General features: G+C 36.7%; 24 protein-coding genes and 2 tRNA genes (1 of these 26 cut by a window edge). All 26 read left to right on the plus strand.

Annotated elements, in window-relative coordinates; translation table 11 throughout:
* Window positions 1–7 precede the first annotated feature (7 nt).
* Complete coding sequence (gene mfd / locus MHH59_RS00300) at window positions 8–3538, plus strand: transcription-repair coupling factor (RefSeq protein WP_002130216.1); 3531 nt, start codon at window positions 8–10, stop codon at window positions 3536–3538.
* A 135-nt stretch (window positions 3539–3673) separates the two neighbouring features.
* Window positions 3674–4210, plus strand: a complete 537-nt coding sequence (gene spoVT, locus MHH59_RS00305) for a stage V sporulation protein T (RefSeq protein WP_002009670.1) — start codon at window positions 3674–3676, stop codon at window positions 4208–4210.
* Between the two features lie 231 nt (window positions 4211–4441).
* A complete protein-coding gene (locus tag MHH59_RS00310) occupies window positions 4442–6043 on the plus strand; it encodes a putative polysaccharide biosynthesis protein (protein WP_340850748.1) in 1602 nt (533 codons plus the stop codon).
* 12 nt (window positions 6044–6055) lie between these two features.
* On the plus strand, window positions 6056–7516 hold the full coding sequence (gene mazG / locus MHH59_RS00315; protein WP_002009675.1) for a nucleoside triphosphate pyrophosphohydrolase: 1461 nt from the start codon (window positions 6056–6058) through the stop codon (window positions 7514–7516).
* Window positions 7517–7530: 14 nt separating this feature from the next.
* Window positions 7531–7806, plus strand: a complete 276-nt coding sequence (locus MHH59_RS00320; protein WP_002009677.1) for an RNA-binding S4 domain-containing protein — start codon at window positions 7531–7533, stop codon at window positions 7804–7806.
* 79 nt (window positions 7807–7885) lie between these two features.
* Window positions 7886–8173 (plus strand): sporulation protein YabP, encoded by a 288-nt coding sequence (gene yabP / locus MHH59_RS00325; protein WP_003186823.1) that lies wholly within the window; start codon window positions 7886–7888, stop codon window positions 8171–8173.
* Complete coding sequence (gene yabQ, locus MHH59_RS00330; protein ID WP_002091573.1) at window positions 8170–8823, plus strand: spore cortex biosynthesis protein YabQ; 654 nt, start codon at window positions 8170–8172, stop codon at window positions 8821–8823. Before yabP ends, yabQ begins: the two co-directional genes overlap by 4 nt.
* The gene (divIC, locus tag MHH59_RS00335) at window positions 8820–9179 is read left to right on the plus strand and encodes a cell division protein DivIC (RefSeq protein WP_002091572.1); all 360 of its coding nucleotides are present in this window, start codon (window positions 8820–8822) and stop codon (window positions 9177–9179) included. The genes yabQ and divIC overlap by 4 nt, the downstream gene beginning before the upstream one ends.
* An 87-nt stretch (window positions 9180–9266) precedes the next feature.
* A complete protein-coding gene (locus MHH59_RS00340) occupies window positions 9267–9752 on the plus strand; it encodes a S1 domain-containing RNA-binding protein (RefSeq protein WP_002009683.1) in 486 nt (161 codons plus the stop codon).
* Between the two features lie 159 nt (window positions 9753–9911).
* Window positions 9912–9985: transfer RNA gene (locus tag MHH59_RS00345), tRNA-Met, on the plus strand.
* A 13-nt stretch (window positions 9986–9998) separates the two neighbouring features.
* A tRNA-Glu gene (locus MHH59_RS00350) sits at window positions 9999–10070 on the plus strand.
* 261 nt (window positions 10071–10331) lie between these two features.
* The gene (gene spoIIE, locus MHH59_RS00355; protein WP_078178524.1) at window positions 10332–12803 is read left to right on the plus strand and encodes a stage II sporulation protein E; all 2472 of its coding nucleotides are present in this window, start codon (window positions 10332–10334) and stop codon (window positions 12801–12803) included.
* A 204-nt stretch (window positions 12804–13007) separates the two neighbouring features.
* Entirely contained in the window at window positions 13008–14438 is a 1431-nt protein-coding gene (gene tilS, locus MHH59_RS00360; RefSeq protein ID WP_016119038.1) for a tRNA lysidine(34) synthetase TilS, read from the plus strand.
* Window positions 14435–14977, plus strand: coding sequence for a hypoxanthine phosphoribosyltransferase (hpt, locus tag MHH59_RS00365; protein WP_000981846.1), 543 nt, complete (start codon window positions 14435–14437; stop codon window positions 14975–14977). The genes tilS and hpt overlap by 4 nt, the downstream gene beginning before the upstream one ends.
* An 85-nt stretch (window positions 14978–15062) precedes the next feature.
* Complete coding sequence (ftsH, locus tag MHH59_RS00370) at window positions 15063–16964, plus strand: ATP-dependent zinc metalloprotease FtsH (protein ID WP_002091565.1); 1902 nt, start codon at window positions 15063–15065, stop codon at window positions 16962–16964.
* A 221-nt stretch (window positions 16965–17185) separates the two neighbouring features.
* Window positions 17186–17974, plus strand: coding sequence for a type III pantothenate kinase (locus tag MHH59_RS00375; RefSeq protein ID WP_002009692.1), 789 nt, complete (start codon window positions 17186–17188; stop codon window positions 17972–17974).
* Between the two features lie 6 nt (window positions 17975–17980).
* Window positions 17981–18856, plus strand: a complete 876-nt coding sequence (gene hslO / locus MHH59_RS00380) for a redox-regulated molecular chaperone HslO (RefSeq protein ID WP_309515299.1) — start codon at window positions 17981–17983, stop codon at window positions 18854–18856.
* 117 nt (window positions 18857–18973) lie between these two features.
* Complete coding sequence (cysK, locus tag MHH59_RS00385; RefSeq protein ID WP_002130221.1) at window positions 18974–19897, plus strand: cysteine synthase A; 924 nt, start codon at window positions 18974–18976, stop codon at window positions 19895–19897.
* A 223-nt stretch (window positions 19898–20120) separates the two neighbouring features.
* Window positions 20121–21518, plus strand: coding sequence for an anthranilate synthase component I (gene trpE, locus MHH59_RS00390; RefSeq protein WP_147740499.1), 1398 nt, complete (start codon window positions 20121–20123; stop codon window positions 21516–21518).
* A 5-nt stretch (window positions 21519–21523) separates the two neighbouring features.
* Window positions 21524–22111 carry an aminodeoxychorismate/anthranilate synthase component II gene (gene pabA / locus MHH59_RS00395; protein ID WP_002130225.1) on the plus strand — a complete coding sequence of 196 codons (588 nt, stop codon included), beginning with the start codon at window positions 21524–21526 and terminating at the stop codon, window positions 22109–22111.
* Window positions 22105–22977, plus strand: coding sequence for an aminodeoxychorismate lyase (pabC, locus tag MHH59_RS00400; protein WP_340850749.1), 873 nt, complete (start codon window positions 22105–22107; stop codon window positions 22975–22977). Before pabA ends, pabC begins: the two co-directional genes overlap by 7 nt.
* A complete protein-coding gene (gene folP, locus MHH59_RS00405) occupies window positions 22952–23812 on the plus strand; it encodes a dihydropteroate synthase (RefSeq protein WP_078178527.1) in 861 nt (286 codons plus the stop codon). The genes pabC and folP overlap by 26 nt, the downstream gene beginning before the upstream one ends.
* Window positions 23813–24175, plus strand: coding sequence for a dihydroneopterin aldolase (gene folB / locus MHH59_RS00410; protein ID WP_002130228.1), 363 nt, complete (start codon window positions 23813–23815; stop codon window positions 24173–24175).
* On the plus strand, window positions 24172–24687 hold the full coding sequence (gene folK, locus MHH59_RS00415; protein WP_002124564.1) for a 2-amino-4-hydroxy-6-hydroxymethyldihydropteridine diphosphokinase: 516 nt from the start codon (window positions 24172–24174) through the stop codon (window positions 24685–24687). The genes folB and folK overlap by 4 nt, the downstream gene beginning before the upstream one ends.
* A complete protein-coding gene (locus MHH59_RS00420) occupies window positions 24639–24842 on the plus strand; it encodes a helix-turn-helix domain-containing protein (RefSeq protein WP_002009706.1) in 204 nt (67 codons plus the stop codon). Before folK ends, MHH59_RS00420 begins: the two co-directional genes overlap by 49 nt.
* Window positions 24843–24865: 23 nt before the next feature.
* A protein-coding gene (gene dusB / locus MHH59_RS00425) for a tRNA dihydrouridine synthase DusB (protein WP_002009708.1) crosses the window boundary here: on the plus strand, window positions 24866–25713 show its 5' portion. Its footprint extends 151 nt past the window's final position; the window shows 848 of its 999 coding nt (coding positions 1–848); its start codon is at window positions 24866–24868; its stop codon lies off the right edge, out of view.

Below are 25713 nucleotides of genomic sequence, written 5' to 3' on the forward strand. Positions count from 1 at the left end.
TTTGAAAATGATAGGTTTATTAGAGCAATTTTATAAAAATGAAGAAATACAATCGGTTATTAATGGGCTAGAAGATGGGTTGAAAGAACAACTTGTATCGGGTATGGCAACATCCTCTCGTTCATTATTAATGGCAGCTTTATATAAAAAGACAAAGCAATCACAACTTATCGTGACGCACAATTTATACCAAGCACAAAAAGTACATGAAGATTTAGTGGCGTTACTTGGTGAAAAAGATGTTTGGCTATATCCGGTAAATGAATTGATAGCATCGGAGGTTGGTGTTGCAAGTCCAGAATTGAAGGCACAGCGTATTGAAGTGTTAAATCGCTTAGCTGCAGGAGAGAATGGGATTATTGTAGCGCCAGTTGCAGGGCTGCGTAGGTTTTTACCAATAAAAGAATTATGGAAGCAAAGGCAAATTGAAATCAATCTAGGGCAAGAGATTGATTTAGATGCACTCTTGCATACTTTACATCATATTGGCTACGAGCGTAAGTCAATGGTAGAAGCTCCAGGAGAGTTCAGTTTACGCGGGGGAATATTAGATATTTACCCATTAACGGAAGAATTACCGTTTCGTATTGAATTCTTCGATACAGAAGTCGATTCTATTCGATTGTTTGATGTGGATGAACAGCGTTCTCAAGATAAAAAGGAAAGTGTTAAGTTCGGTCCAGCAACAGAGTTTTTATTTTCACAGGAAGAATTGAAATCGGGAATTAAGCATCTTGAAGAAGGTTTGACTAAGACGATGCAAAAGCTTTCCGATGATAAATTAAAGACTACTGTGCTTGAGACGGTTAGTCATGAAATTGAAATGTTGAAAAACGGGCAGAGTATAGAACAAATGTTTAAATATTTATCTATTTTCTATAAAGAACCTGCTAGTCTGATAGATTATTTACCAGAAAATGGTGTTGTGATTTTAGATGAGATTTCCCGTATTCAAGAAACAGCATCACATCTTGAAACAGAAGAAGCGGAATGGTATATCTCACTTCTTGGCGAAGGAACAATTATTCAGGATTTATCTTTCTCCCACTCGTTTGAGGAGTTTCTTCATAATAAAAAAAGAAGTTTTGTATATTTAACGTTATTCTTACGCCATATAGCACACACACATCCTCAAAATATTGTAAATGTGACATGTAAAACGATGCAAGATTTCCACGGACAGATGCATTTGTTAAAAACTGAAATTGATAGATGGAATGAAGGTAATTTTACGACCGTTGTGCTTGGAACAGATGATGAACGTGTAAAAAAACTACAACATATTTTAAGTGATTATGATATTGATGCAGACATTGTAGAGGCGACAGATATCTTATTGCCTGGAAGGTTACAAATTGCTGTAGGTGATTTACATGCAGGCTTTGAAATGCCGATGCAAAAGTTTGTTGTCATTACTGAAAAGGAGCTTTTTCATAAGAAGGTTAAAAAATCACAACGTAAGCAAAAGTTATCTAACGCTGAACGTATTAAAAGTTATTCGGAATTAAAAGTTGGAGACCATGTCGTTCATGTAAATCATGGTATAGGTAAATTTTTAGGTATTGAGACATTAGAGATTAATGGTGTTCATAAAGATTATTTAAATATTAAATATCAAGGTAATGATAAGTTATACGTTCCAATTGAACAAATTGATCAAGTGCAAAAATACGTAGGGTCTGAAGGTAAGGAACCAAAAGTTTATAAATTAGGCGGAAATGATTGGAAGAAGGTCAAAACGAAAGTTGAAAAATCTGTACAAGACATTGCAGATGACCTAATTAAATTATATGCCGAGCGTGAAGCTTCGAAAGGTTATGCATATACACCAGATACGGCAGAGCAACAAGAGTTTGAATCTTTATTCCCATATCAAGAGACAGAGGATCAATTACGTTCTATTGAAGAGATTAAGAAAGATATGGAACGCGGACGTCCGATGGATAGGCTTCTTTGTGGTGACGTAGGATATGGAAAGACGGAAGTAGCTATTCGTGCGGCATTTAAAGCAATTATGGATGAAAAACAAGTTGCGATTTTAGTACCAACAACAATCCTTGCACAACAACACTATGAAACAATTCGAGAGCGTTTTCAAGATTACCCGATTAATATAGGGTTACTAAGTAGATTCCGCACACGAAAACAACAAAATGAAACGATTAAAGGTTTAAAAGATGGAACGGTGGATATTGTAATCGGAACGCATCGTATTTTATCTAAAGATGTTACTTATAAAGATTTAGGACTTCTTATTATTGATGAAGAACAAAGATTCGGCGTTACACATAAAGAAAAAATTAAACAATTGAAAGCAAATGTTGACGTGTTAACATTAACGGCAACTCCGATTCCACGTACACTTCATATGTCTATGCTTGGTGTGCGCGATTTATCTGTTATTGAGACACCACCAGAGAATCGTTTCCCAGTACAAACATATGTAGTAGAGTATAATCCAGCGTTAATGCGAGAAGCGATAGAGCGAGAGTTAGCAAGAGGCGGTCAAATTTACTTCCTATATAACCGTGTGGAGGATATTGAAAGAAAAGCAGATGAAATTTCGATGTTAGTTCCAGATGCTCGTGTAACATACGCACATGGGAAAATGAATGAAGGTGAATTAGAGTCTGTTATGCTATCGTTTTTAGAAGGGCAGCATGATGTTCTTGTAAGTACAACAATTATTGAGACGGGTGTAGATATTCCGAATGTAAATACATTAATTGTATTTGATGCAGATCGTATGGGATTATCGCAGTTGTATCAGCTTCGTGGTCGTGTTGGGCGTTCTAATCGCGTCGCGTATGCATACTTTGCATACAAACGTGATAAAGTGTTATCGGAAGTTGCAGAGAGGCGTCTGCAAGCAATTAAAGAGTTTACAGAGCTTGGATCCGGTTTCAAAATTGCGATGAGAGACTTATCAATTCGTGGTGCGGGTAATTTGTTAGGGGCAGAACAACATGGATTTATTGATTCTGTCGGATTTGATCTATATTCTCAAATGTTAAAAGATGCAATTGAGCAACGTAGAGGAACAGACGGAGTTGAAAATACCGTTAATGTTGAAATTGATTTAGAAGTAGATGCATATTTACCGGATGCGTACATTTCAGATAGTAAACAAAAAATTATGATGTATAAACAATTTAGAGGTATTTCTGCAATTGAAGATATTGAAGAGTTGCAGGAAGAGATGATTGACAGATTTGGTGATTATCCACAAGAAGTTGGTTATTTATTACAAATTGCAAACATTAAAGTGTTGGCGATGAAAGAAAAAATTGAGTTAATTAAGCAAAATAAATTTGAAGTAACATTCCTGTTTTCTGAACAAGCGAGCCAAAATATAGATGGTGGAAAATTATTCATGCTAGGAAGTAGTTTTGGCCGTATGATCGGTCTTGGTATGGAGGGGTCACAATTGAAAATTGTGATGAAAACGAATGGATTAGAGACGTCGAAATGGTTAACAATTGCTGAAAATTTATTAAAAGGCTTGCCAGATGTAAAAAAAGAAGTAATAAATGCCTAATATAAGATAAAAAATACAATTCGACGTGCATAGAAGAACTAATGTGTAAAATACTATGTTTAATAGTTGGTGATTTTTACATGAACAGGTAAATTCACCACTTTGATCATCAGTAGAAAGTGAGGCAGCATTAGAATGAAAGCAACTGGAATCGTACGTCGAATTGATGATTTAGGCAGGGTAGTAATTCCGAAGGAAATTCGTAGAACTTTACGTATTCGTGAGGGAGATCCACTAGAAATATTTGTTGATCGCGATGGAGAAGTGATTTTGAAAAAATATTCTCCAATTAGTGAACTAGGTAATTTTGCAAAGGAATATACGGAAGCTTTATACGATAGCTTAGGACATAATGTGCTTGTATGCGATCGTGATTCTATTATCGCAGTAGCAGGCGCATCTAAAAAAGAATACTTAAATAAAAGTGTTGGCGATTTAATTGAGAAGACAATGGAAGAGCGTAAGTCTGTAATTATGACAGATGAAAGCGAAATTTCAATTATTGATGGAGTAACAGAAAAAGTGAGCTCTTATACAATTGGCTCGATTATTGCAAATGGAGATCCAATCGGAGCTGTCGTTATCTTCTCTAAAGAGGCTATTATAAGTGAAGTAGAGCATAAATCAGTAAATACAGCTGCAAGCTTTTTAGCGAAACAAATGGAGCAGTAGCGAAGTGTAATTTCTATAAGTAGCAATCTTTCCTAATTATGATATTTCTATTTGAGAAATTAACTATTTGGAGATATAAGTATATTGAACGAAGGTAGCGCTTTGCTACCTTTTTTCATTGAATATTTTTGCTGTTGAAAGAAGTCAGTGAATGTAAGGAATATGAAGGAGAGCCAGTTTTTCTTTGTGATATAATACGAGGGGTGAGAATAGAAAAAGGAGTTTTCTTGTATGGAAGCGAAGAAGTACCAAGCCTTTTGGCGTGGGGCTATTATATTAACAATCGCAAGTTTTGTTACGAAGGTATTAAGCGCTTTTTACCGTATTCCATATCAAAATATAGCGGGTGATGTTGGTTTTTATATTTACCAACAAATTTATCCGTTTTATGGATTTTGTTTGATTTTAGCTACTTATGGGTTTCCCATTATTATTTCAAAAATGGTCGCAGAAAGATTAGAACGAGGAAAACAAAAAGAAGCAGAAGAAATTATTTGTGTATCTTTTTGGTTTTTATTAGGAATTGGATTTATAGGGTTTTTCACATTATTCTTTGGGGCCGAAACAATTGCATCGGCTATGGGCGATATACATTTAAATAAATTATTACGTGTTATTTCGTTTTCATTCCTACTAATGCCATTTTTATCTGTAGCGAGAGGATATTTTCAAGGTTTCAATAATATGATGCCGACGGCTGTTTCGCAAGTAATTGAACAAACGATTCGTGTTTCTATTATTGTATTTTTATCACTATTCCTTATTGCTCATGGATTTGATTTATATACAGTTGGTGCGGGTGCCATGCTAGGTTCAATTGCAGGCGGGCTTATTGGGATTATCGTACTTTTACTTTATATGCGTCATGATTTCCATGCTATTTTCTTCAAAAGATGGAAGGGAATTAGAAATAAAAAAGGAATTGTTCGAATCCTTTTTTGGCAGGGATTAGCGATTTGTGTTAGTAATTTAGTCCTTATTTTTATACAAATGGCGGATTCTATTTCCTTGTATACTTTGCTTATTCGTGCGGGAGAGCAAGTTGAAAATGCAAAGGTACTAAAAGGTGTTTATGATAGAAGTATCCCGCTTATGCAATTAGGTACTGTTGTGACAACTTCTTTCTCATTGTCACTTATTCCTATTATTACAGCGGCGAAAGAAAGAGGAGATCTTTCATTTATTCAAGAAAAGGTAAAGTTAGCAATGAAAATAACATTTGTTATTGGATCTGCAGCTGCTATTGGATTAACTTGTATTATTCAACCTACAAATATTATGTTGTTTGAAAATAGTGATGGATCAGATGTGTTATCGATTTTATCTTTATCTATTTTATTTAGTTCATTGTCAATTACAACTGCTTCCATTTTGCAAGGAGTGGGACAAACATTAAAACCAGCAATATTCGTTGTATTTGGAGGTTGTTTGAAGTTAGTTTTAAACTATATATTAATGCCGTATTTTGGTGTAAAGGGAGCTGCAATTGCAACTTTAGTTGCGCTTATTGTAATTGCCTTGCTAAATAGTGTGTTACTTATGCGAGCTGTATCGGAGCCGCTTATTGATAGGCGGAATATGTTAGGTGTAGCTATTAGTGGTATCGGTATGGGGTTTGTATTAATAATCTTTATGCGTATGTTACGAATGTCCGGATTAGTAATTGATACAGGACATAGAGGAATTGCGACGCTTGAAGCGCTGTTAGGTGTAGCTATCGGTGGATTAGCATATATGTTTTTAATTTTAAAATTACGTGTATTTACAAAAGAAGAATTAGGAAACGTTATGAAACAAGAGAAAAAAGAAGGTTCATTGAAGAAGAGTGGATAGAGGTGACTGGTTGTGAGTGGAATCATTACTATTTTAGGATTAGGTGCTGGTGAGTTAGATCAGTTAACAATGGGTGTATATCGAAAGATAAAAGAAGCAGACCATATGTTTGTTAGAACGAAGGAGCACCCAGTTATAGAAGAATTGGAGAAAGAAGCTATAAAGTATACGGCCTTTGATAATGTATATGAGGCACATGATACATTTGAAATCGTATATGAAACAATTGCGAATACATTGCTAGAACAAGCTAAAGGCGCAGAAATTATTTATGCTGTTCCAGGTCATCCGCTTGTAGCAGAAAGAACAGTTCAGCTACTTTTGGAAAAAGGAGAAGCAGCAAATATTGAAGTGCGAATTGAAGGTGGACAAAGTTTCCTTGATCCGATGTTCGCAAGTCTAAAAATTGATCCGATTGAAGGGTTCCAATTAATTGATGCTACATCATTTGAAAGAGGACAATTAGAATTACGTCAACATTTAATCTTTTGCCAGGTGTATGATGCATTCGTTGCTTCAGATGTGAAGCTAACGTTAATGGAGATTTTGCCAGATGATTACGAAGTGTATATCGTAACAGCTGCAGGGACTTCATTCGAGCAAGTGAAAAAGGTATCGTTATACATGTTAGATCACGAAACAGAATTAAATAATTTAACGAGTGTGTATGTACCGCCAGTTAAGGAACGTGCGTCCTTATATCAGCAATTTGATGTGCTTAGAGCAATTATTGCTGATCTTCGTGGACCGAATGGTTGCCCATGGGATAAAAAGCAAACTCATCAATCTTTAAAGAAATACTTAATTGAAGAAGCGTATGAAGTGCTAGAAGCAATTGATGAAGAGGATGATGATCATTTAGTAGAAGAACTAGGTGATATATTATTACAAGTTATGCTTCATGCCCAAATTGGAGAGGATGAAGGTTGGTTCTCTATAGATGATATTATTCGGACTTTAGCTGAGAAAATGGTTCGTCGTCATCCGCATGTGTTTGGGGATACGGATGTAAATAATGCTGATGAAGTGATTGCAAATTGGGAAGAAATTAAAAAACAAGAAAAGGGATTCGTGAAAGAATCTGTTTTAGCGGGTATTCCAAAAAGCTTGCCACAACTAATGCGTGCTTATGAAATTCAGAAGAAAGCTGGAAAGGTTGGATTTGATTGGGTTGATGTGCAGCCGATGATAGAGAAGGCCTTAGAAGAATGGCAAGAATTCCAACAAGAAGTTGTAAACATGGACGAGAAAAAGATGCTAGGTGAATTTGGTGATTTACTATTTGCATTTGTGAATATAGCTCGTCATTATAAATTAGATCCAGAAGAAGCGTTACGTTCAACTAATGAGAAATTTATGGATCGCTTTTTATACATGGAAGCAAAAGTAGCTGAAATGAATAAGGAAATGCAAGATTTATCATTAGAACAGTTAGATATTTTATGGGAAGAGGCAAAACAAACAGAGCGTTAATAGGGGGATTTGATATGCGTCTAGATAAATTTTTGAAAGTATCACGTTTAATTAAAAGAAGAACATTAGCAAAAGAAGTGTCTGACCAAGGAAGAATTTCGATTAATGGCCAAGTGGCAAAAGCGAGTTCAGATGTGAAGGTAGAGGATGAATTAACAATTCGTTTCGGGCAAAAAATAGTAACTGTGAAAGTAAATGAATTGAAAGAAACAACTAAAAAAGAAGATGCAGCAAACATGTATAGTCTCGTTCGTGAGGAAAAGGTGAAAGCGGAAGAAGGCTTGTTCTAAAATAGGTTAGCCCTTCATACATTACTATTAGCTAGTATAAAGCTATGGGGGGATTTTCGTGAATAATGGTTACTCACCTATGTCTTCTAATCAACAAAATGTTTCGGTAGAGCATGATATTATTATGCGTGGCAGGCGTGTAATTGATATTACCGGTGTAAAGCAGGTAGAGAGTTTTGATAGCGAAGAGTTTTTACTCGAGACTGTAATGGGTTTTTTAACAATTCGTGGTCAAAATTTGCAAATGAAGAATTTAGATGTAGAAAAGGGTATTGTATCAATTAAAGGGAAAGTTCATGAAATGCTGTATATTGATGAGAACCAAGGGGAGAAAACTAAAGGCTTCTTTAGTAAGCTGTTTAAATGAGCCTAACAATTCAGTTGTATACAATGCTTTCGATGATTGGAATGGGTGCTTGGATTGGTGCTTCTTTAGATACATACCAACGGTTTTTAAAGCGCCAAGAGCGTAAACGTTGGCTTGTATTTATACATGATATACTATTTTGGATTGTCCAAGCATTATTCGTTTTTTATGTATTACTGCGTGTAAATGAAGCCGAACTACGTATATATGTATTTTTGGCGTTACTATGTGGTTTTGCAGCATATCAAAGCTTATTGAAAGCACTATACATGAAGATGTTAAATTTTCTCATCTATATTTTTGTACAAACAACACAATTTTTTGTTCGAATTATACAGCTACTCATGATAAAACCTGTTATTATTATAGCACAGCTATTTATTGCATTTATATTATTCTTATTTCGTATACTGCTTTCAATTGGACATGTGTTATGGAAAATGGTGATTTGGATATTACTTTTCATATGGAAAGTTTTTTTCTCGCCTGTTCGGTTTATTGCTTCGCTCATATGGAAACTTCTCCCTAATCGTGTTAAACTTTTTATAATGAAGCATGTAGGGTTCCTGCAATATGTAGCAAAATTGAAGGGACATATCTTCCAATTATGGGTGCGTATAAAAAAGAAGTTAGGGGGACCTCGGAAATGAGGGAACTGAGACAAAGAACAATCGACAAACAGAGTCCAAATCCTGTTAAAGAACATATAATACAAACGGATGAGAACAGGAAGCGACTTTATCGCCGTTTAGCGGTTTTTCTTGTCTTTGCTTTTACAATTATTGCTAGTATTAGTGTGACGTTTTATCAACAAAACAGTTCCATTAAAGCAAAAGAAGCAAAAGTTAAGGACATGAAAAAAGAACTGGATTCATTAACGAAAAAAGAAAAGAATCTAAAAGATGAAGTTCAAAAGTTGAATGATGAAGAGTACGTTTTAAAGATTGCTAGAAGGGATTATTTCTTCTCCGGAAAAGGGGAGATAATTTTTCCTGTTTCTAAGTAGAGTATGTCTTATTGACACTGTATTTTAGGATTATATATAATAAAGTAAAATTTGACTTTTTAACCACTAAGGAGGAGCATTTTTTTTATGTCAATCGAGGTAGGCAGCAAGTTACAGGGTAAAGTAACAGGTATTACAAATTTTGGGGCTTTTGTGGAGCTGCCAGAAGGCTTAACAGGTCTTGTTCATATTAGTGAAGTTGCTGATAATTATGTGAAAGATATTAACGATCACTTAAAAGTAGGCGACCAAGTAGAAGTAAAGGTTATCAATGTTGAAAAAGATGGCAAAATTGGCCTATCTATTAAGAAAGCGAAAGAACGTGAAAAAACAGAAGGAGATCGTCCACGCGGTGAATACCAACGTGGTGGTGATCAACAACGTTCTGGACGTCCACAACGTAATAATCGTTCTTCCAACAGAGATAACCGCGGTGGCGGTAACGAACGAGCTCCAAAAGAAACATTTGAGCAAAAGATGGCACGCTTTTTAAAAGATAGTGAAGATCGTTTAACTTCTTTAAAGCGTAACACAGAATCTAAACGTGGTGGCCGTGGCGCACGTCGCGGATAATAAGTCCGTTTAATTCTTAACATATAGAGAGGTACCCAGAGTAATTACTCGGGTACTTTTTTATGTGAGAGAATATATTTTTAAAAAAGTTTTTGAGATGTATTGACTTTAAAATATATCTGATGTAATATACTAATTGTCCGTTAAATACGACGACATGGCGGTGTAGCTCAGCTGGCTAGAGCGTACGGTTCATACCCGTGAGGTCGGGGGTTCGATCCCCTCCGCCGCTATATTTAATTTAACGGCCCGTTGGTCAAGTGGTTAAGACACCGCCCTTTCACGGCGGTAACACGGGTTCGAATCCCGTACGGGTCATCTAAAAAGATCATGCAAATTTGCATGGTCTTTTTTTGTTAAATATAAATTAAGACGTACAATACTTCTACAAAATCACCCTATATTTTCTGAACATTCTTTCAACTCACTTTAAATAAATTAAATACTATGTATATATGTAGATTTATTTCGAATAAAAAGTCGAACGATTATAAAAGTCAAAACTGTTGTTTTGACAAAAAAACCAATAATCATCTTTTATAATAACAGTAATTAAACTATGCAGGTGGTGTTAAAAATATGCCTAAAGCAGGAAGGAATACTATGAATACAAGTGCATTGGCGATGAATGAAAGTCAGCTTGGAACAATAAAGTGGACGAGTAAGTTGCGAATGAAGTTTGAAAAAGTTTTCTTTAGATGGGGATTCATTATTGCTGTTATTGGTTTTCTTTTGGGACGAGCATATATATTAACAAACATTTTACCGTTTGCATTGCCGTTTTTTGCTGCTGTTTATGTTATGAAGCGAGATAAAATGCCGCTCGCGTTCTTAGCCCTAATGGGGGGAGCACTTTCAGTTTCAATAGATAATTTATTTTTTACTTTTGCATCTATCTTTACCTTCTTTATTTATAATATCTTCTTTAGTCGGTTTACACGTAAAACTGTTGGACTTGTACCATTCCAAGTATTTATCTCCGCATTAACCGCACATTTAGTTGTTGTATATTTTGCACAGCAAACCGTCACCATGTATGATCTGCTCGTCAGTACGATCGAAGCGGGGCTTAGCTTCGTATTAACGATGATATTTTTACAAAGTGTTCCGCTTTTAGTGGAAAGGAAAGGGAAGCAACAAGCGTTAGAAACAGAAGAAATTGTTTGTTTAATTATATTACTAGCATCTGTTTTAACGGGCACAACGGATTGGTTTGTTTATGATGCTTCTATTCAACATATTTTCACTAGATATTTAGTATTAGTATTTGCCTTTATTGCAGGGGCAGCTACAGGGTCCACGGTAGGAGTTGTCACTGGGTTAATATTAAGTTTAGCAAATGTGGCGAGCTTGTCTCAACTTAGTCTCCTTGCCTTTTCAGGATTGCTTGGGGGATTGTTAAAAGAAGGGAAGCGTATAGGAGTTAGTTTAGGTTTATTAATTGGTACAAGCTTAATTACATTATATGTAGACAAGCAAACAAGTATTGTAACAACTTTAATTGAATCTGGTGTAGCGATTGTTTTCTTCTTATTAACACCGAAGCTTGTTATGGATCGTATTGCTAAATTTATGCCGGGTACACAGGAACATTCACAGGATCAACAACAATATTTAAGAAGAGTGCGCGATGTTACAGCAAACAAAATCAATCAATTTGCTAATGTATTTGCTGCTTTGTCTAATAGCTTTTCTGTATACGGGTATGTGGAGGAGGAAGATAAAGAAACAGAAGCTGATTTATTTTTAAGTACAATTACTGCAAAAACATGTCAAACATGCTTTAAGAAGGATCAATGTTGGGTAGTTAATTTTGATAAAACATACGATTATATGAAACAAATAATGAGTGAAACAGAAGAAGGAACGCTGCAGCATAATCGGAAGTTAGTTCGTGAATGGGACAAGCATTGTGTGAGAGGGAAGAAAGTAACGGATTTAGTAGCGGGTGAATTAGATCACTTCTATGAGGGGCAGAAATTAAGAAAACAAATGAAGGAAAATCGTAGAATTGTAGCGGAGCAATTACTAGGTGTATCAAAAGTGATGGAGGATTTCGCTAAGGAGATACAACGAGAAAGAGAGAACCATCAAGCGCAGGAGGAGCAAATTTTACAAGCGTTTCGTGATTTTGGTGTCGAAGTGGAGCATGTTGATATTTATTGTTTAGATAGAGGAAGTATTGATATTGAAATGTTGATTCCGGCTGCATCTAATGAACATGGGGAATGTGAGAAGTTGGTTGCTCCAATGCTTTCAGATATTTTAAAAGAGAATATCGTCGTTAAGCATGAAGAGAAATCCTCATATCCAAATGGGCACAGTTTAATATCATTTGGTTCAGCGAAGACATATTCTCTTGATACAGGATTGGCCACAGCTGCAAAAGGTGGTGGGTTTGTTTCAGGTGATTCCTACGCGATGATGGATTTGAGCGTTGGTAAATATGCACTTGCGATTAGTGATGGTATGGGAAATGGACAAAGGGCTCATATGGAGAGTAGGGAAACGGTAAAATTATTACAAAAGATACTTCAATCAGGTATTGATGAAGAAATAGCGATTAAGTCCATCAATTCGATTCTTTCTTTAAGGACGACAGAGGAGATGTATACAACGCTTGACTTGGCTATGGTAGATTTGCGGGATGCGAGTGCGAAGTTTTTAAAGATTGGATCGACGCCGAGTTTTGTTAAACGCGGAAATAATATTTTGAAAATTGAGGCAAGTAATTTGCCGATGGGAATCATTGAAGATGTTGAAGTTGATGTGGTTGGTGAGCAATTAAAAACGGGTGATCTTCTTATCATGATGAGTGACGGCATCTTTGAGGGAGCGCAACATGTGGAGAATCACGAATTATGGATAAAACGTAAAATTAAAGAACTACAAACAGAGGACCCACAGGAAATCGCTGATATTATTATGGAAGAAGTAATTCGCTCTGGTGATGGTTATATAAATGATGATATGACTATTGTGGTGGCGAAAGTAAAGAAAAATATGCCGAAGTGGGCTACGATTCCAATAGTAGGAATGCAGGCGCAATAAAATAATCAAAAAAACCTAGGTAGATGCCTAGGTTTTTTTGATTAAAAAGGTAATGTGATTACTTTGTTAAATATACAGGAGAGATGTAAGATAAAAATATGGATTTTGTACATCTTTTTTTTGCACAATGTTTGTAAAAGTTGTACCATTATATACAAGGTAACTAATGTTGTTGTTCTTGTTTAATGAAAGGTGATTGCGAAGTTGAAAGATGCATTTGTTGAAAAAGTAGATGACTTTGTAAAGCAGCATGATGTATTAAAGAAACATTCAACAATTGTTGTAGGGGTTTCTGGTGGTCCTGACTCTTTGGCTCTTTTATATTATTTGTTAGAAAAAAGGGCAGAAAAACAGCTAGAAATTGTAGTAGCACATGTGGACCATATGTTTAGAGGTAATGAATCTTATGAGGATTTACAGTTTGTACAGGTTCTTTGCAAAGAGCTAGGAGTTATTTGTGAAACGCTAAGGATTAATGTGTCGCAATATCAACAGCAATATGGAATGAATGCACAAGTTGCAGCTAGAGAATGCAGATATGCATTTTTGGAAAGAATAATGAAGAAATATGATGCGAGATATGTAGCTCTTGGTCACCATGGAGATGATCAAGTAGAGACGATTTTAATGCGCCTTGTACGAGGGAGTACTCCGAAAGGATACGCAGGCATTGCAGTGAAGCGATCTTTTCATAATGGATATTTAATTAGGCCGTTACTTGGGGTAACTAAGGAAGAAATTGTTGATTACTGTAATAAATTAAAAGTTATTCCGCGTATAGATCCGAGTAATAAAAAAGAAGTATATACAAGGAATCGATTACGTAAATATGTCCTTCCTTATTTGAAAGAAGAAAATCCACAAATGCATGAGAAATTCCAAAAATTTAGCGTGCAGATGCAAGAGGATGAGGCTTATTTGCAGGAATTAGCTTTTGAGAAAATGAATAAAGTAATTACAAAAAAAAGCGATAAACAAATTAGCTTATCAATTCCTGCCTTTGAATCCATGTCTATGCCTTTACAAAGAAGAGGGATTCAACTAATATTAAACTATCTTTATGAATATAAGATTCCATCTTCGCTTTCTTCTATACATATTGACAAGGTGATTGAATTTTTTAAGCGGGCACAACCTTCAGGTTCACTAGATTTTCCAGGTGGTTTGAAAATTGTTCGCACATACGAAGAATGTGGTTTTGGATTTAAACAAGAAATTGTTTCTCCTTTTTCGCAAGATTTATCAGTACCTGGGACAATTATATTGCCGAATGGGGATAAACTTGTAACAGAGGTGAGCGAAGATATACCGAGTAACATGAATGAAACAGTATTTGTTGCTAAGTATAATGATATATCGTATCCACTTCGTATTCGGTCTAGGGAAAATGGAGATCGCATGTCAATGCAAGGTATGGATGGTACAAAAAAGATAAAAGCTGTTTTTATCGAAGCGAAAGTACCAAAAGAAAAAAGAGAAGAATGGCCGATCGTTTGTGACGCAAGTGGAAATATTATTTGGGTACCCTTGTTGAAACGATCTGCGTTTGCTACTTCGAAAGAGCTAGCAAAGAAGGGTAAATACATGATTATTCACTACAAAAGCAAGGAGTCTTCCGGGAGGATAATGAAATGATGAATCAAGATATCGAAAAAGTATTAATTTCTGAAGAACAAATACAAGAAAAGGTGCGCGAACTAGGTGCAGTTATTGCAGAGGATTACAAAAATACAGTACCTCTTGCGATTGGTGTACTAAAGGGTGCAATGCCATTTATGGCAGATTTATTAAAGAGAACAGATACATATCTTGAAATGGATTTTATGGCTGTATCTAGCTACGGTCACTCTACAGTTTCGACAGGCGAAGTAAAAATCTTAAAAGATCTTGATACTTCGGTAGAAGGTCGCGATATTTTAATCGTTGAAGATATTATTGATAGCGGTCTTACACTAAGCTATTTAGTGGATCTGTTTAAATATCGTAAAGCGAAATCTGTAAAAATTGTTACTTTATTAGATAAGCCAACAGGCCGTAAGGTTGATCTGAAAGCAGATTATGTTGGATTTACTGTTCCTCATGAATTTGTTGTAGGATATGGATTAGATTATAAAGAGCAGTACCGTAATCTTCCTTATGTAGGAGTATTAAAACCAAGTGTTTACTCAAATTAATTAAATATAGGCGTTACAATTGTATAGGAAATTTTTTTTATGTTACGATTTACTATAGTGTTTATGCCGTGAGAGGAGGTTAGGAATGAATCGTATCTTCCGTAATACCATCTTTTATTTACTGATATTCTTAGTAGTAATTGGAATCGTGAGCTATTTTAATGGTTCGACGCAAAAAACGACATCAGTTAGCTACGATAAATTCATTACTCAACTTGAAAAAGGTGAAGTGCGTAATGTGCAGCTTCAACCGAAAAATGGTGTGTTTGAGGTAAAGGGACAATTCAAGACTTCTAGCCAAGGAGAACAATTTGTTACTTATGCACCAAATACTGAGGAATTACAAAAGAAAATTAATGATAAAGCGCAAGGGGCTGAAGTTAAGTATCAACCAGCAGAAGAAACAAGTGCTTGGGTAACGTTCTTTACTTCTATCATTCCGTTTGTCATTATCTTCATTTTATTCTTCTTCTTATTAAACCAAGCTCAGGGCGGCGGTAGTCGTGTTATGAACTTCGGGAAAAGTAAGGCGAAGCTATACAATGATGAAAAGAAAAAAATTCGTTTCAGAGATGTTGCTGGAGCGGATGAAGAGAAACAAGAACTTGTTGAGGTAGTTGAATTCTTGAAAGACCCTCGTAAGTTCGCTGAAGTTGGTGCCCGTATTCCGAAGGGTGTTCTATTAGTGGGACCTCCAGGTACAGGTAAAACTTTACTAGCACGTGCTGTTGCAGGTGAAGCAGGCGTTCCGTTCTTCTCTATTAGTGGTTCTGACTTCGTAGAGATGTTCGTCGGTGTCGGTGCATCCCGTGTACGTGATTTATTTGAAAACGCAAAGAAAAATGCTCCTTGTATCATTTTCATTGATGAAATTGATGCAGTAGGACGTCAACGTGGCGCGGGTCTTGGCGGTGGTCATGATGAGCGTGAACAAACGTTGAACCAATTGCTTGTTGAAATGGATGGATTCGGTGCAAACGAAGGTATTATTATCATCGCTGCGACAAACCGTCCTGATATTCTTGATCCAGCGTTATTACGTCCAGGTCGTTTTGACCGTCAAATTACAGTAGATCGTCCAGATGTAAATGGTCGTGAAGCTGTACTTAAGGTACACGCTCGTAATAAACCGCTTGATGAGAATGTCAACTTAAGAGCAATTGCAACTCGTACACCAGGATTCTCTGGTGCCGATCTTGAAAACTTATTAAACGAAGCTGCTTTAGTAGCTGCGCGTCAAGATAAGAAGAAAATTGATATGAGTGACATCGATGAAGCGACGGATCGTGTTATTGCAGGTCCAGCTAAGAAAAGTCGCGTTATCTCTGAAAAAGAACGTAATATCGTTGCATTCCATGAGGCTGGCCATACTGTAATTGGTGTTGTTCTTGATGAAGCAGATATCGTTCATAAAGTAACAATTGTCCCTCGTGGTCAAGCTGGTGGATATGCGGTAATGCTTCCGAAGGAAGATCGTTACTTCATGACAAAACCAGAGTTACTTGATAAAATCACTGGTTTACTTGGTGGTCGAGTAGCTGAGGAGATTGTATTTGGTGAAGCAAGTACAGGTGCTCACAACGACTTCCAACGTGCGACTGGTATTGCAAGACGTATGGTTACAGAATTCGGGATGAGTGATAAGCTTGGACCGATGCAATTTGGTAGCTCACAAGGTGGTCAGGTATTCTTAGGAAGAGACTTCCATTCAGAACAAAACTACAGTGATGCAATCGCGCATGAAATTGATGTGGAAATGCAAATAATTATTAAAGACTGTTATGCTCGCGCGAAACAAATTCTTACTGAAAAACGAGATAAGCTTGATATTATCGCAAAAACGTTACTTGAAGTAGAAACATTAGATGCAGAGCAAATTAATCATTTATATGATTATGGCAGATTACCTGAGCGTCCAACATCTTCAGATGATGTGAAAGTAAACATCAATATGAAGAAAGACGATGAAGATACAGAAGATAAGTAAGAAAAAAAGGAGTGACAATAGTCACTCCTTTTTTTGTGGAATGAATTTAAGTGGCAAAAAAAATTGAATGAAACTATTATTAAAAATTGAAATAGAGAGTAATCTTTTTGTACAATGATGAGTATAGAAAAACTGATTATATAAGTATGTGTGATATGATGTTTTTGTAAGTTTTATACATACTGCGCAAATATAGATTAAATAAGATAAGTGGTGAGAATATGATTTTTGTATTGGATGTAGGGAACACAAATGCGGTACTAGGTGTGTTTGAAGAGGGGGAACTTCGTCAGCATTGGCGCATGGAAACAGATCGTCATAAAACAGAAGATGAGTATGGGATGCTTGTAAAGCAGTTACTTGAGCATGAAGGTCTTTCTTTTGAAGATGTGAAAGGTATTATTGTGTCTTCAGTTGTACCGCCAATTATGTTCGCTTTAGAGCGTATGTGTGAAAAGTATTTTAAAATTAAACCGCTTGTAGTGGGGCCTGGGATAAAAACTGGCTTGAATATTAAATATGAAAATCCACGTGAAGTAGGCGCGGACCGAATTGTAAATGCAGTAGCAGGAATCCACTTATATGGAAGTCCGCTTATTATTGTTGATTTTGGTACGGCTACTACATATTGTTATATTAACGAAGAGAAGCATTATATGGGTGGCGTCATTACGCCGGGAATTATGATTTCGGCAGAGGCTTTATATAGCAGGGCAGCAAAGCTTCCTCGTATTGAAATTACAAAACCGGGTAGTGTTATCGGGAAGAATACAGTAAGTGCAATGCAATCAGGTATTCTTTATGGATACGTTGGACAAGTGGAAGGTATTGTTAAGCGTATGAAGGAAGAAGCTAAGCAAGAACCGAAAGTTATTGCAACAGGTGGATTAGCAAAATTAATTTCAGAAGAATCAAATGTAATTGATATTGTAGATCCGTTTTTAACGTTAAAAGGTTTGTATATGTTATATGAGCGTAATGCAAATTTACAACATGAGAAGGGTGAATAAATAAGTATGAAAGATTATTTAGTAAAAGCGTTAGCGTTTAATGGAGAGGTTCGTGCTTATAGTGTACGTACAACAAATACAGTAAGTGAGGCGCAAAAGCGTCATGATACATGGAGAACAGCTTCAGCGGCACTTGGTCGTTCTTTAACTGCGGGTACAATGATGGGTGCTATGTTAAAAGGCGAGCAGAAGTTAACGATTAAAGTAGAGGGTAACGGCCCGATTGGTCCTATCTTAGTCGATGCTCATGCAAATGGGGATGTACGTGGTTATGTAACGAATCCGCATGTTGATTTTGAAGGAACGGAACAAGGGAAATTACGTGTATATCAAGCGGTAGGTACAGAAGGATTTGTAACGGTAATTAAAGATATCGGTATGCGTGAACCGTTTATTGGTCAATCTCCCATTGTTTCAGGAGAACTAGGGGAAGATTTCACATATTATTTCGCGGTTTCTGAGCAGACGCCTTCTTCTGTAGGTGTTGGTGTTCTTGTAAATGGAGATGATAGCGTATTAGCGGCGGGTGGATTCATTCTTCAAATTATGCCAGGTGCGCAGGAAGAAACAATTTCATTTATTGAAGAGCGTCTTCAACAAATCCCGCCAGTATCACAATTAATCGAACAAGGTCTTTCTCCAGAAGAATTACTGTATGAAGTGCTTGGAGAAGATAAAGTGAAAGTGCTAGAAACAATGGATGTTCAATTTAATTGTACATGTTCACGTGAGCGTATTGAAAGTGTGCTAATTAGTTTAGGTAAAGCGGAGTTAGAACAAATTCGTGCAGAAGAAGAAGAGACGGAAGTTCACTGTCACTTCTGTAATGAACGATATAAATTCGCTAAAGAAGATATTACAAGTCTAATTGAGAAGCTGTAATAAAGAAGTTTAGGTGGAGAATCAGCCGCCCAAATAGATTGACAAATAGGGAATTTTCTGACAAAATCTAAATATAGATAAAACCAATAAAAATACTCGGTGTTAGGAGTGACAGGAATGCGAGTGGCACAATCAGTTTCAGAATTAATCGGGAAAACGCCGATCGTTAAGTTGAACCGCATCGTAGAATCAGACAGCGCAGATGTATATTTAAAATTAGAATTTATGAATCCGGGGAGCAGTGTTAAAGATCGTATCGCGTTAGCTATGATTGAAGATGCTGAAAATAAAGGATTATTAAAAGAGGGCGATACAATCATTGAGCCGACAAGTGGTAACACAGGTATTGGCTTAGCGATGGTAGCAGCTGCTAAAGGATATAAGGCAATTTTAGTAATGCCAGAAACAATGAGTATTGAGCGTCGTAATTTATTACGCGCTTACGGTGCTGAATTAGTATTGACTCCAGGACCTGAAGGAATGGGCGGAGCAATTCGAAAGGCAACTGAATTAGCAGAAGAACATGGGTACTTTATACCACAACAGTTCCAAAATCAAGCGAATCCAGAAATCCATCGTATAACAACAGGTCCAGAAATTGTTGAACAGATGGGGGATCAATTAGATGCTTTTATCGCAGGTATTGGTACAGGTGGAACAATTACAGGTGCCGGTGAAGTGCTGAAAGAGGCTTATAAAGATATCAAAATTTACGCGGTAGAACCTGCGGATTCACCAGTATTATCTGGTGGAAAGCCAGGACCACATAAGATCCAAGGAATTGGAGCGGGGTTTGTTCCGGAGACATTGGATGTAGAGGTATATGATGAAATTATTCAAGTGAAAACGGAGCAAGCGTTCGAATATGCGAGAAGAGTGGCTAAAGAAGAAGGTATTTTAGTTGGTATCTCTTCGGGAGCGGTCGTTTATGCAGCGACAGAAGTTGCGAAGAAATTAGGTAAAGGGAAAAAGGTACTTGTTATTATCCCAAGTAACGGTGAACGATATTTAAGTACACCACTTTATCAATTTGAGTCATAAGTGAATGTGATTTGAAAAGCATCCTTAAAAAAGGATGCTTTTTCTTTTTTGATTGGAAAAAGGAAAAGAGTGAATGACTAGAAAACTTCATGTAAAATAAGAAGTAGTATAATTAATTTATTTTCACTAGCCCTCAAGTGTAGTCATTCTCTATATAAATAATTTTATGTAGTTTGATTTGATTGGCTTAAGAGGGTGGGATAACAGAAGACGGGGTGTTGATATGCAACGAAGAAAATCTTTAGCGCTTTCTATTCCATATCAGTTAGATTTCTTTAAGCAATATAAATTTCTTTCTCAGGATAAGCCGCAACATATTTTGTTAGAAAGTGGACGTGGTGGTCGTTATAATATTGTTGGGCTGGATCCAGTAGCGGTAATTCAGGGTAAGAATGAGACGTTACATATAAGTGAAAGTGGTAAGGAAACAATAAAGCGAGGGAATCCGTTAGATTTAATGCAAGCGTATATGGAGAAATGGAAAACGGATTATAATCCGGAGTACCCACCTTTTCAAGGTGGGGCAATTGGATACTTTAGTTATGATTGTATCCGTTATATTGAAAAACTTTCTTCTCTTGCGAAGGATGATATTAATATACCTGACATATTCTTTTTGTTATTTGATGACGTGTTTGTGTATGATCAACAGGAGAGAGTGTTATGGATTATTACGCATTATGTAGATGAGTGTGAAGAGGCAGAAGAACGATTAAATGAATGGAAGGGTCTTTGGATGAAAGAAGCCCCCGAAGTGACTATGCCGTTTGAATCTCCTGAAAAGAAAAATGAAGCAGTCGCTTTTACGGAAGAGGGCTTTATGAAGGCCGTTGAACGTATTCAAGAATATATTGGAGCGGGTGATGTGTTTCAAGTAAACTTGTCGACAAGACAAGAAAGAACATTACAAACACATCCACTAGAAATATATACAAGTCTTCGTGAAATTAATCCATCTCCATATATGGGTTACTTGGAGTTTGGAGATTTTCAAATTGTTAGTGCTTCGCCTGAATTGCTAATTAAAAAGCAAGGAAAAGAAGTGAGTACAAGACCGATTGCTGGTACGCGCTCTCGAGGAGCAAGTGAGCAAGAGGATGAAGAATTAGCGAAAGAATTAATTGAAAATGAAAAGGAAAGAGCAGAGCATGTAATGCTTGTGGATTTAGAACGAAATGACTTGGGCCGGGTTTGTAAATATGGCACTGTTGAAGTAGATGAATTTATGGTAATTGAAAAATACTCACACGTTATGCATATTGTTTCTAATGTGCGTGGTGAGGTGGAAGTAGATAAAGATGCTTTCGATTTGGTGAAGGCTGTATTTCCTGGTGGGACAATTACCGGTGCCCCGAAAATACGTACGATGGAAATCATTGAAGAATTAGAACCTGTTCGCCGAGGGATTTATACGGGTTCAATTGGTTGGATTGGTTATTCTGGAGATACGGAATTGAATATTGTAATCCGAACACTACTTGCTAAAGATGGACAAGCGCATGTGCAAGCTGGAGCGGGTATTGTAATTGATTCAAATCCAAAAGATGAATATAAAGAGTCGTTAAAAAAAGCAATCGCTTTATGGCGTGCAAAAGAAAGTAGCGAAGAAACGGTTAGGTGAGAGAAATGATATTAATGATTGATAATTATGATTCTTTTACATTTAATTTAGTGCAATTTCTTGGAGAACTTGGACAAGAGCTTGTTGTTAAGCGTAATGATGAAGTGACTATTTCGGATATTGAGAATATGAAACCAGATTTTTTAATGATTTCGCCAGGTCCATGTAGTCCTAATGAGGCGGGAATCAGTATGGAGGTTATTAAATATTTTGCAGGTAAGCTTCCGATTTTTGGGGTCTGTCTTGGACATCAATCAATTGCGCAAGTATTTGGAGGGGATGTTGTCAGGGCAGAGCGTTTGATGCATGGAAAAACATCTTTAATGCATCATGATGGGCAGACGATTTTTTCTGATATCCCAAATCCATTTACCGCGACACGTTATCACTCTCTTATCGTTAAAAAAGAGACGTTACCGAATTGTTTAGAGATAACATCTTGGACTGAAGAAGGTGAAATTATGGCGCTTCGTCATAAAACGTTGCCGATTGAAGGGGTACAATTCCATCCGGAATCTATTATGACTTCTCATGGGAAAGAGTTGCTACAGAATTTCATTCGCAAATATAGCCCAAGTGTGACATCGTGTTAATTTACGTAAATGGCTCGTATGTAGAAGCGAGTGAAGCGAAAATTTCTCCTTATGACCACGGTTACCTATATGGACTTGGGGTTTTTGAGACATTTCGTATTTATAATGGTCATCCCTTTTTATTGGATGATCATTATGAACGCTTAATGGATGCGCTAGATATATTGCAAATCAAATGGACAATGACAAAAGATGAAGTGATGCTTATTTTAAAGAATCTACTTGTTAAGAATGGGTTAAAGCATGCATATGTGCGCTTAAATGTATCGGCGGGTATAGATGAAATAGGATTACAAACGGAAGTATATGAAGAACCGTCTGTTATTGTTTTTATAAAACCTTTAGCATCTCCAGGGAATGTAGTGGAAAAAGAAGGAGTTATTTTAAAGCAAGTGAGAAATACACCAGAGGGTGCATTTCGCTTGAAGTCCCATCATTATTTAAATAATATTTTAGGGAAACGCGAAATTGGAAATGTTGTGAATAAGGAAGGTATTTTTCTTACCGAAACAGGTTATGTTGCAGAGGGTATTGTTTCGAATCTCTTTTTTGTTAAAGGAGATATTTTATATACTCCTTCATTAGAAACAGGGATTTTAAACGGAATCACTCGTGCGTTTATTATAAAGGCTGCTGAAGAGCTAGATATAGAAGTAAAGGAAGGTTTCTTTACAAAAGATGAATTGCTTTCAGCGGATGAAGTGTTCGTAACGAACTCTATTCAAGAGATTGTCCCTCTTTATCGTATAGAGGAGAAAGATTTCCCAGGTAAAGTGGGAGTGGTTACAAAAAGACTTATGGATCTTTATGGAGTGCAGAGAGAGAAATTGTGGAGCAGAAATGAATTGCGAAGAGGAGATGTGTAGTTTGAAGTGGGATTATGATTTGCGCTGCGGCGAATATACATTGAACTTAAATGAAAAGACATTAATTATGGGGATTTTAAATGTAACGCCAGATTCATTTTCTGATGGTGGGAGTTACAACGAAGTAGATGCTGCGGTGCGACATGCGAAAGAAATGAAAAGTGAAGGTGCCCATATTATTGATATTGGCGGCGAATCTACCCGCCCGGGTTTCGCTAAAGTTTCAGTAGAAGAGGAAATAAAGCGAGTTGTTCCAATGATTCAGGCAGTGTCAAAAGAAGTAAAGCTACCTATTTCTATTGATACGTATAAAGCTGAGGTTGCGAAACAAGCGATTGAAGCTGGTGCTCATATTATTAATGATATTTGGGGAGCGAAGGCGGAACCGAGGATTGCTGAAGTTGCAGCCTATTATGATGTGCCCATTATCTTAATGCATAACCGAGATAATATGAATTACCGCAATTTAATGGCCGATATGATTGCTGATTTGTATGAAAGTATTAAAATTGCTAAAGATGCTGGTGTGCGAGATGAGAATATTATTTTAGACCCAGGTATCGGTTTTGCGAAAACACCTGAGCAAAATTTAGAAGCGATGCGCAATTTAGAACAATTAAATGTACTGGGTTACCCAGTTCTCTTAGGTACTTCAAGAAAGTCCTTTATTGGCCATGTGTTAGATTTGCCAGTGGAGGAACGTCTTGAAGGAACGGGAGCTACCGTTTGTCTTGGTATTGAAAAGGGCTGTGAGTTTATCCGTGTTCATGATTTGAAAGAAATGGCGCGTATGGCTAAGATGATGGACGCGATGATTGGTAAGGGGGCAAAGTAATTGGATAAAATTTATATCCATGATATGGAGTTTTACGGTTATCATGGTGTATTCCCAGAAGAAAATAAATTGGGTCAGAGATTTAAAGTGGATTTAACGGTGGAGTTGGATTTAAAACGTGCAGGAGAAAGCGACGACTTAGAGTATTCTGTCAATTACGGGGAGCTTTTCGAACTATGTAGAAAAGTGGTTGAAGATAGAACGTATAAGCTTGTAGAGAGTATTGCTGAAAATATCGCTACAGATATATTGAAACAATATGAGAGTATTTCACAGTGTACAATTAAGGTAATTAAACCGGATCCGCCGATACCGGGACATTATCGTGCTGTAGCGGTAGAAATTACGAGAGAACGTCCATGAATAATATAGCGTACATTGCATTAGGTTCCAATATTGGGGAGCGTTATACTTATTTAACTGAAGCAATTCAGTTTTTAAATAAAAACCAGCATATCCAAGTTGATGATGTTTCGTCTGTATATGAAACTGATCCGGTTGGCTATACTGACCAAAATTGCTTTTTAAATTTAGTTATAAAAATTTCTACCAATTTATCACCGCAAGAATTATTGAAAGTAACACAAAAGGTAGAGAATGACCTAGGAAGAAAAAGGGAAATTAGATGGGGCCCGAGGACCATCGACCTTGACATTTTACTATATAATCAAGAAAATATTGAAGCAGAGAATCTTATTGTTCCGCATCCGCGGATGTTCGAAAGAGCTTTTGTTATCGTTCCGTTGTTAGAAATCAATCAAGATATAAAACAAGACATTTCACGTTCACAAGTAGAAGAAATGAAAAGGCGAGAGGGAGTAACGGTATGGAAGCAGAAAAATGGGGAAGACGCATTCGTGCTTTTCGAAAGCTAAAAGGCTATACGCAAGAAGGTTTTGCGAAAGAATTAGGGGTATCTGTATCGGTTTTAGGTGAAGTTGAGAGGGGCAATAGATCACCTTCCCAAGATTTTGTAGTAGAAGTCGCTAAAACATTAAACGTTTCAATAGACGAATTGATGCCAAAGTGACCGTAAAGGAAGGAGTAAGTCGGGTGTTAAAGATTGCAAATATTGAGATGAAAAATCCAGTTGTACTAGCACCGATGGCGGGAGTGTGTAACTCTGCATTCCGTTTGACGGTAAAAGAATTTGGTGCAGGTTTAGTTTGTGCTGAAATGGTAAGTGATAAGGCAATATTACTTAATAACAAAAGAACATTAGATATGTTATATATCGATGAGAGAGAAAAGCCATTAAGTTTACAAATTTTTGGTGGAGAGAAAGAAACTCTTGTAGATGCTGCGAAATACGTAGATAAATATACGACAGCAGACATTATTGATATTAATATGGGGTGCCCAGTACCGAAAATCACTAAGTGTGATGCAGGAGCAAAGTGGCTTTTAGACCCAAATAAAATATATGAGATGGTAGCGGCGGTTGTAGATGCTGTTGAAAAGCCAGTTACAGTTAAAATGCGTATTGGTTGGGATGAAGAACATATTTTCGCAATAGAAAATGCTAGAGCTGTTGAGCGTGCTGGTGGACAAGCGATAGCGGTTCATGGGCGTACACGAGTGCAAATGTATGAAGGTAAAGCGGATTGGAATATTATTAAACAAGTAAAGCAGGCTGTAAATATTCCGGTTATCGGAAATGGTGATGTCGAAACACCACAAGATGCAAAGCGTATGCTTGATGAAATTGGTGTAGATGGTGTTATGATTGGTCGCGCTGCTCTTGGAGATCCGTGGATGATTTATCGTACGGTAAAGTATTTAGAGACAGGTGAGTTAATGCCGGAACCAACAGTGCGTGAGAAAATTGATGTATGTATGTTGCATCTAGATCGTCTTATCGATTTAAAGAACGAAAATGTTGCCGTAAGAGAGATGAGAAA

Origin of the sequence: Bacillus sp. FSL E2-0195 (assembly GCF_038003645.1) — a bacterium.
GTDB classification, from domain to species: Bacteria; Bacillota; Bacilli; order Bacillales; family Bacillaceae_G; genus Bacillus_A; species Bacillus_A mycoides.

Coding starts and splice junctions, on each gene's coding strand:
- spoVT (WP_002009670.1), top strand. CDS start 3,674: ATGAAAGCAACTGGAATCGTACGTCGAATTGATGATTTAGGCAGGGTA.
- yabQ (WP_002091573.1), top strand. CDS start 8,170: ATGAGCCTAACAATTCAGTTGTATACAATGCTTTCGATGATTGGAATG.
- trpE (WP_147740499.1), top strand. CDS start 20,121: ATGCAACGAAGAAAATCTTTAGCGCTTTCTATTCCATATCAGTTAGAT.
- folP (WP_078178527.1), top strand. CDS start 22,952: ATGAATTGCGAAGAGGAGATGTGTAGTTTGAAGTGGGATTATGATTTG.
- cysK (WP_002130221.1), top strand. CDS start 18,974: ATGCGAGTGGCACAATCAGTTTCAGAATTAATCGGGAAAACGCCGATC.
- divIC (WP_002091572.1), top strand. CDS start 8,820: ATGAGGGAACTGAGACAAAGAACAATCGACAAACAGAGTCCAAATCCT.
- MHH59_RS00310 (WP_340850748.1), top strand. CDS start 4,442: ATGGAAGCGAAGAAGTACCAAGCCTTTTGGCGTGGGGCTATTATATTA.
- MHH59_RS00340 (WP_002009683.1), top strand. CDS start 9,267: ATGTCAATCGAGGTAGGCAGCAAGTTACAGGGTAAAGTAACAGGTATT.
- hpt (WP_000981846.1), top strand. CDS start 14,435: ATGATGAATCAAGATATCGAAAAAGTATTAATTTCTGAAGAACAAATA.
- ftsH (WP_002091565.1), top strand. CDS start 15,063: ATGAATCGTATCTTCCGTAATACCATCTTTTATTTACTGATATTCTTA.
- mfd (WP_002130216.1), top strand. CDS start 8: ATGATAGGTTTATTAGAGCAATTTTATAAAAATGAAGAAATACAATCG.
- spoIIE (WP_078178524.1), top strand. CDS start 10,332: ATGCCTAAAGCAGGAAGGAATACTATGAATACAAGTGCATTGGCGATG.
- folK (WP_002124564.1), top strand. CDS start 24,172: ATGAATAATATAGCGTACATTGCATTAGGTTCCAATATTGGGGAGCGT.
- pabA (WP_002130225.1), top strand. CDS start 21,524: ATGATATTAATGATTGATAATTATGATTCTTTTACATTTAATTTAGTG.
- yabP (WP_003186823.1), top strand. CDS start 7,886: ATGTCTTCTAATCAACAAAATGTTTCGGTAGAGCATGATATTATTATG.
- MHH59_RS00320 (WP_002009677.1), top strand. CDS start 7,531: ATGCGTCTAGATAAATTTTTGAAAGTATCACGTTTAATTAAAAGAAGA.
- hslO (WP_309515299.1), top strand. CDS start 17,981: ATGAAAGATTATTTAGTAAAAGCGTTAGCGTTTAATGGAGAGGTTCGT.
- MHH59_RS00420 (WP_002009706.1), top strand. CDS start 24,639: ATGGAAGCAGAAAAATGGGGAAGACGCATTCGTGCTTTTCGAAAGCTA.
- MHH59_RS00375 (WP_002009692.1), top strand. CDS start 17,186: ATGATTTTTGTATTGGATGTAGGGAACACAAATGCGGTACTAGGTGTG.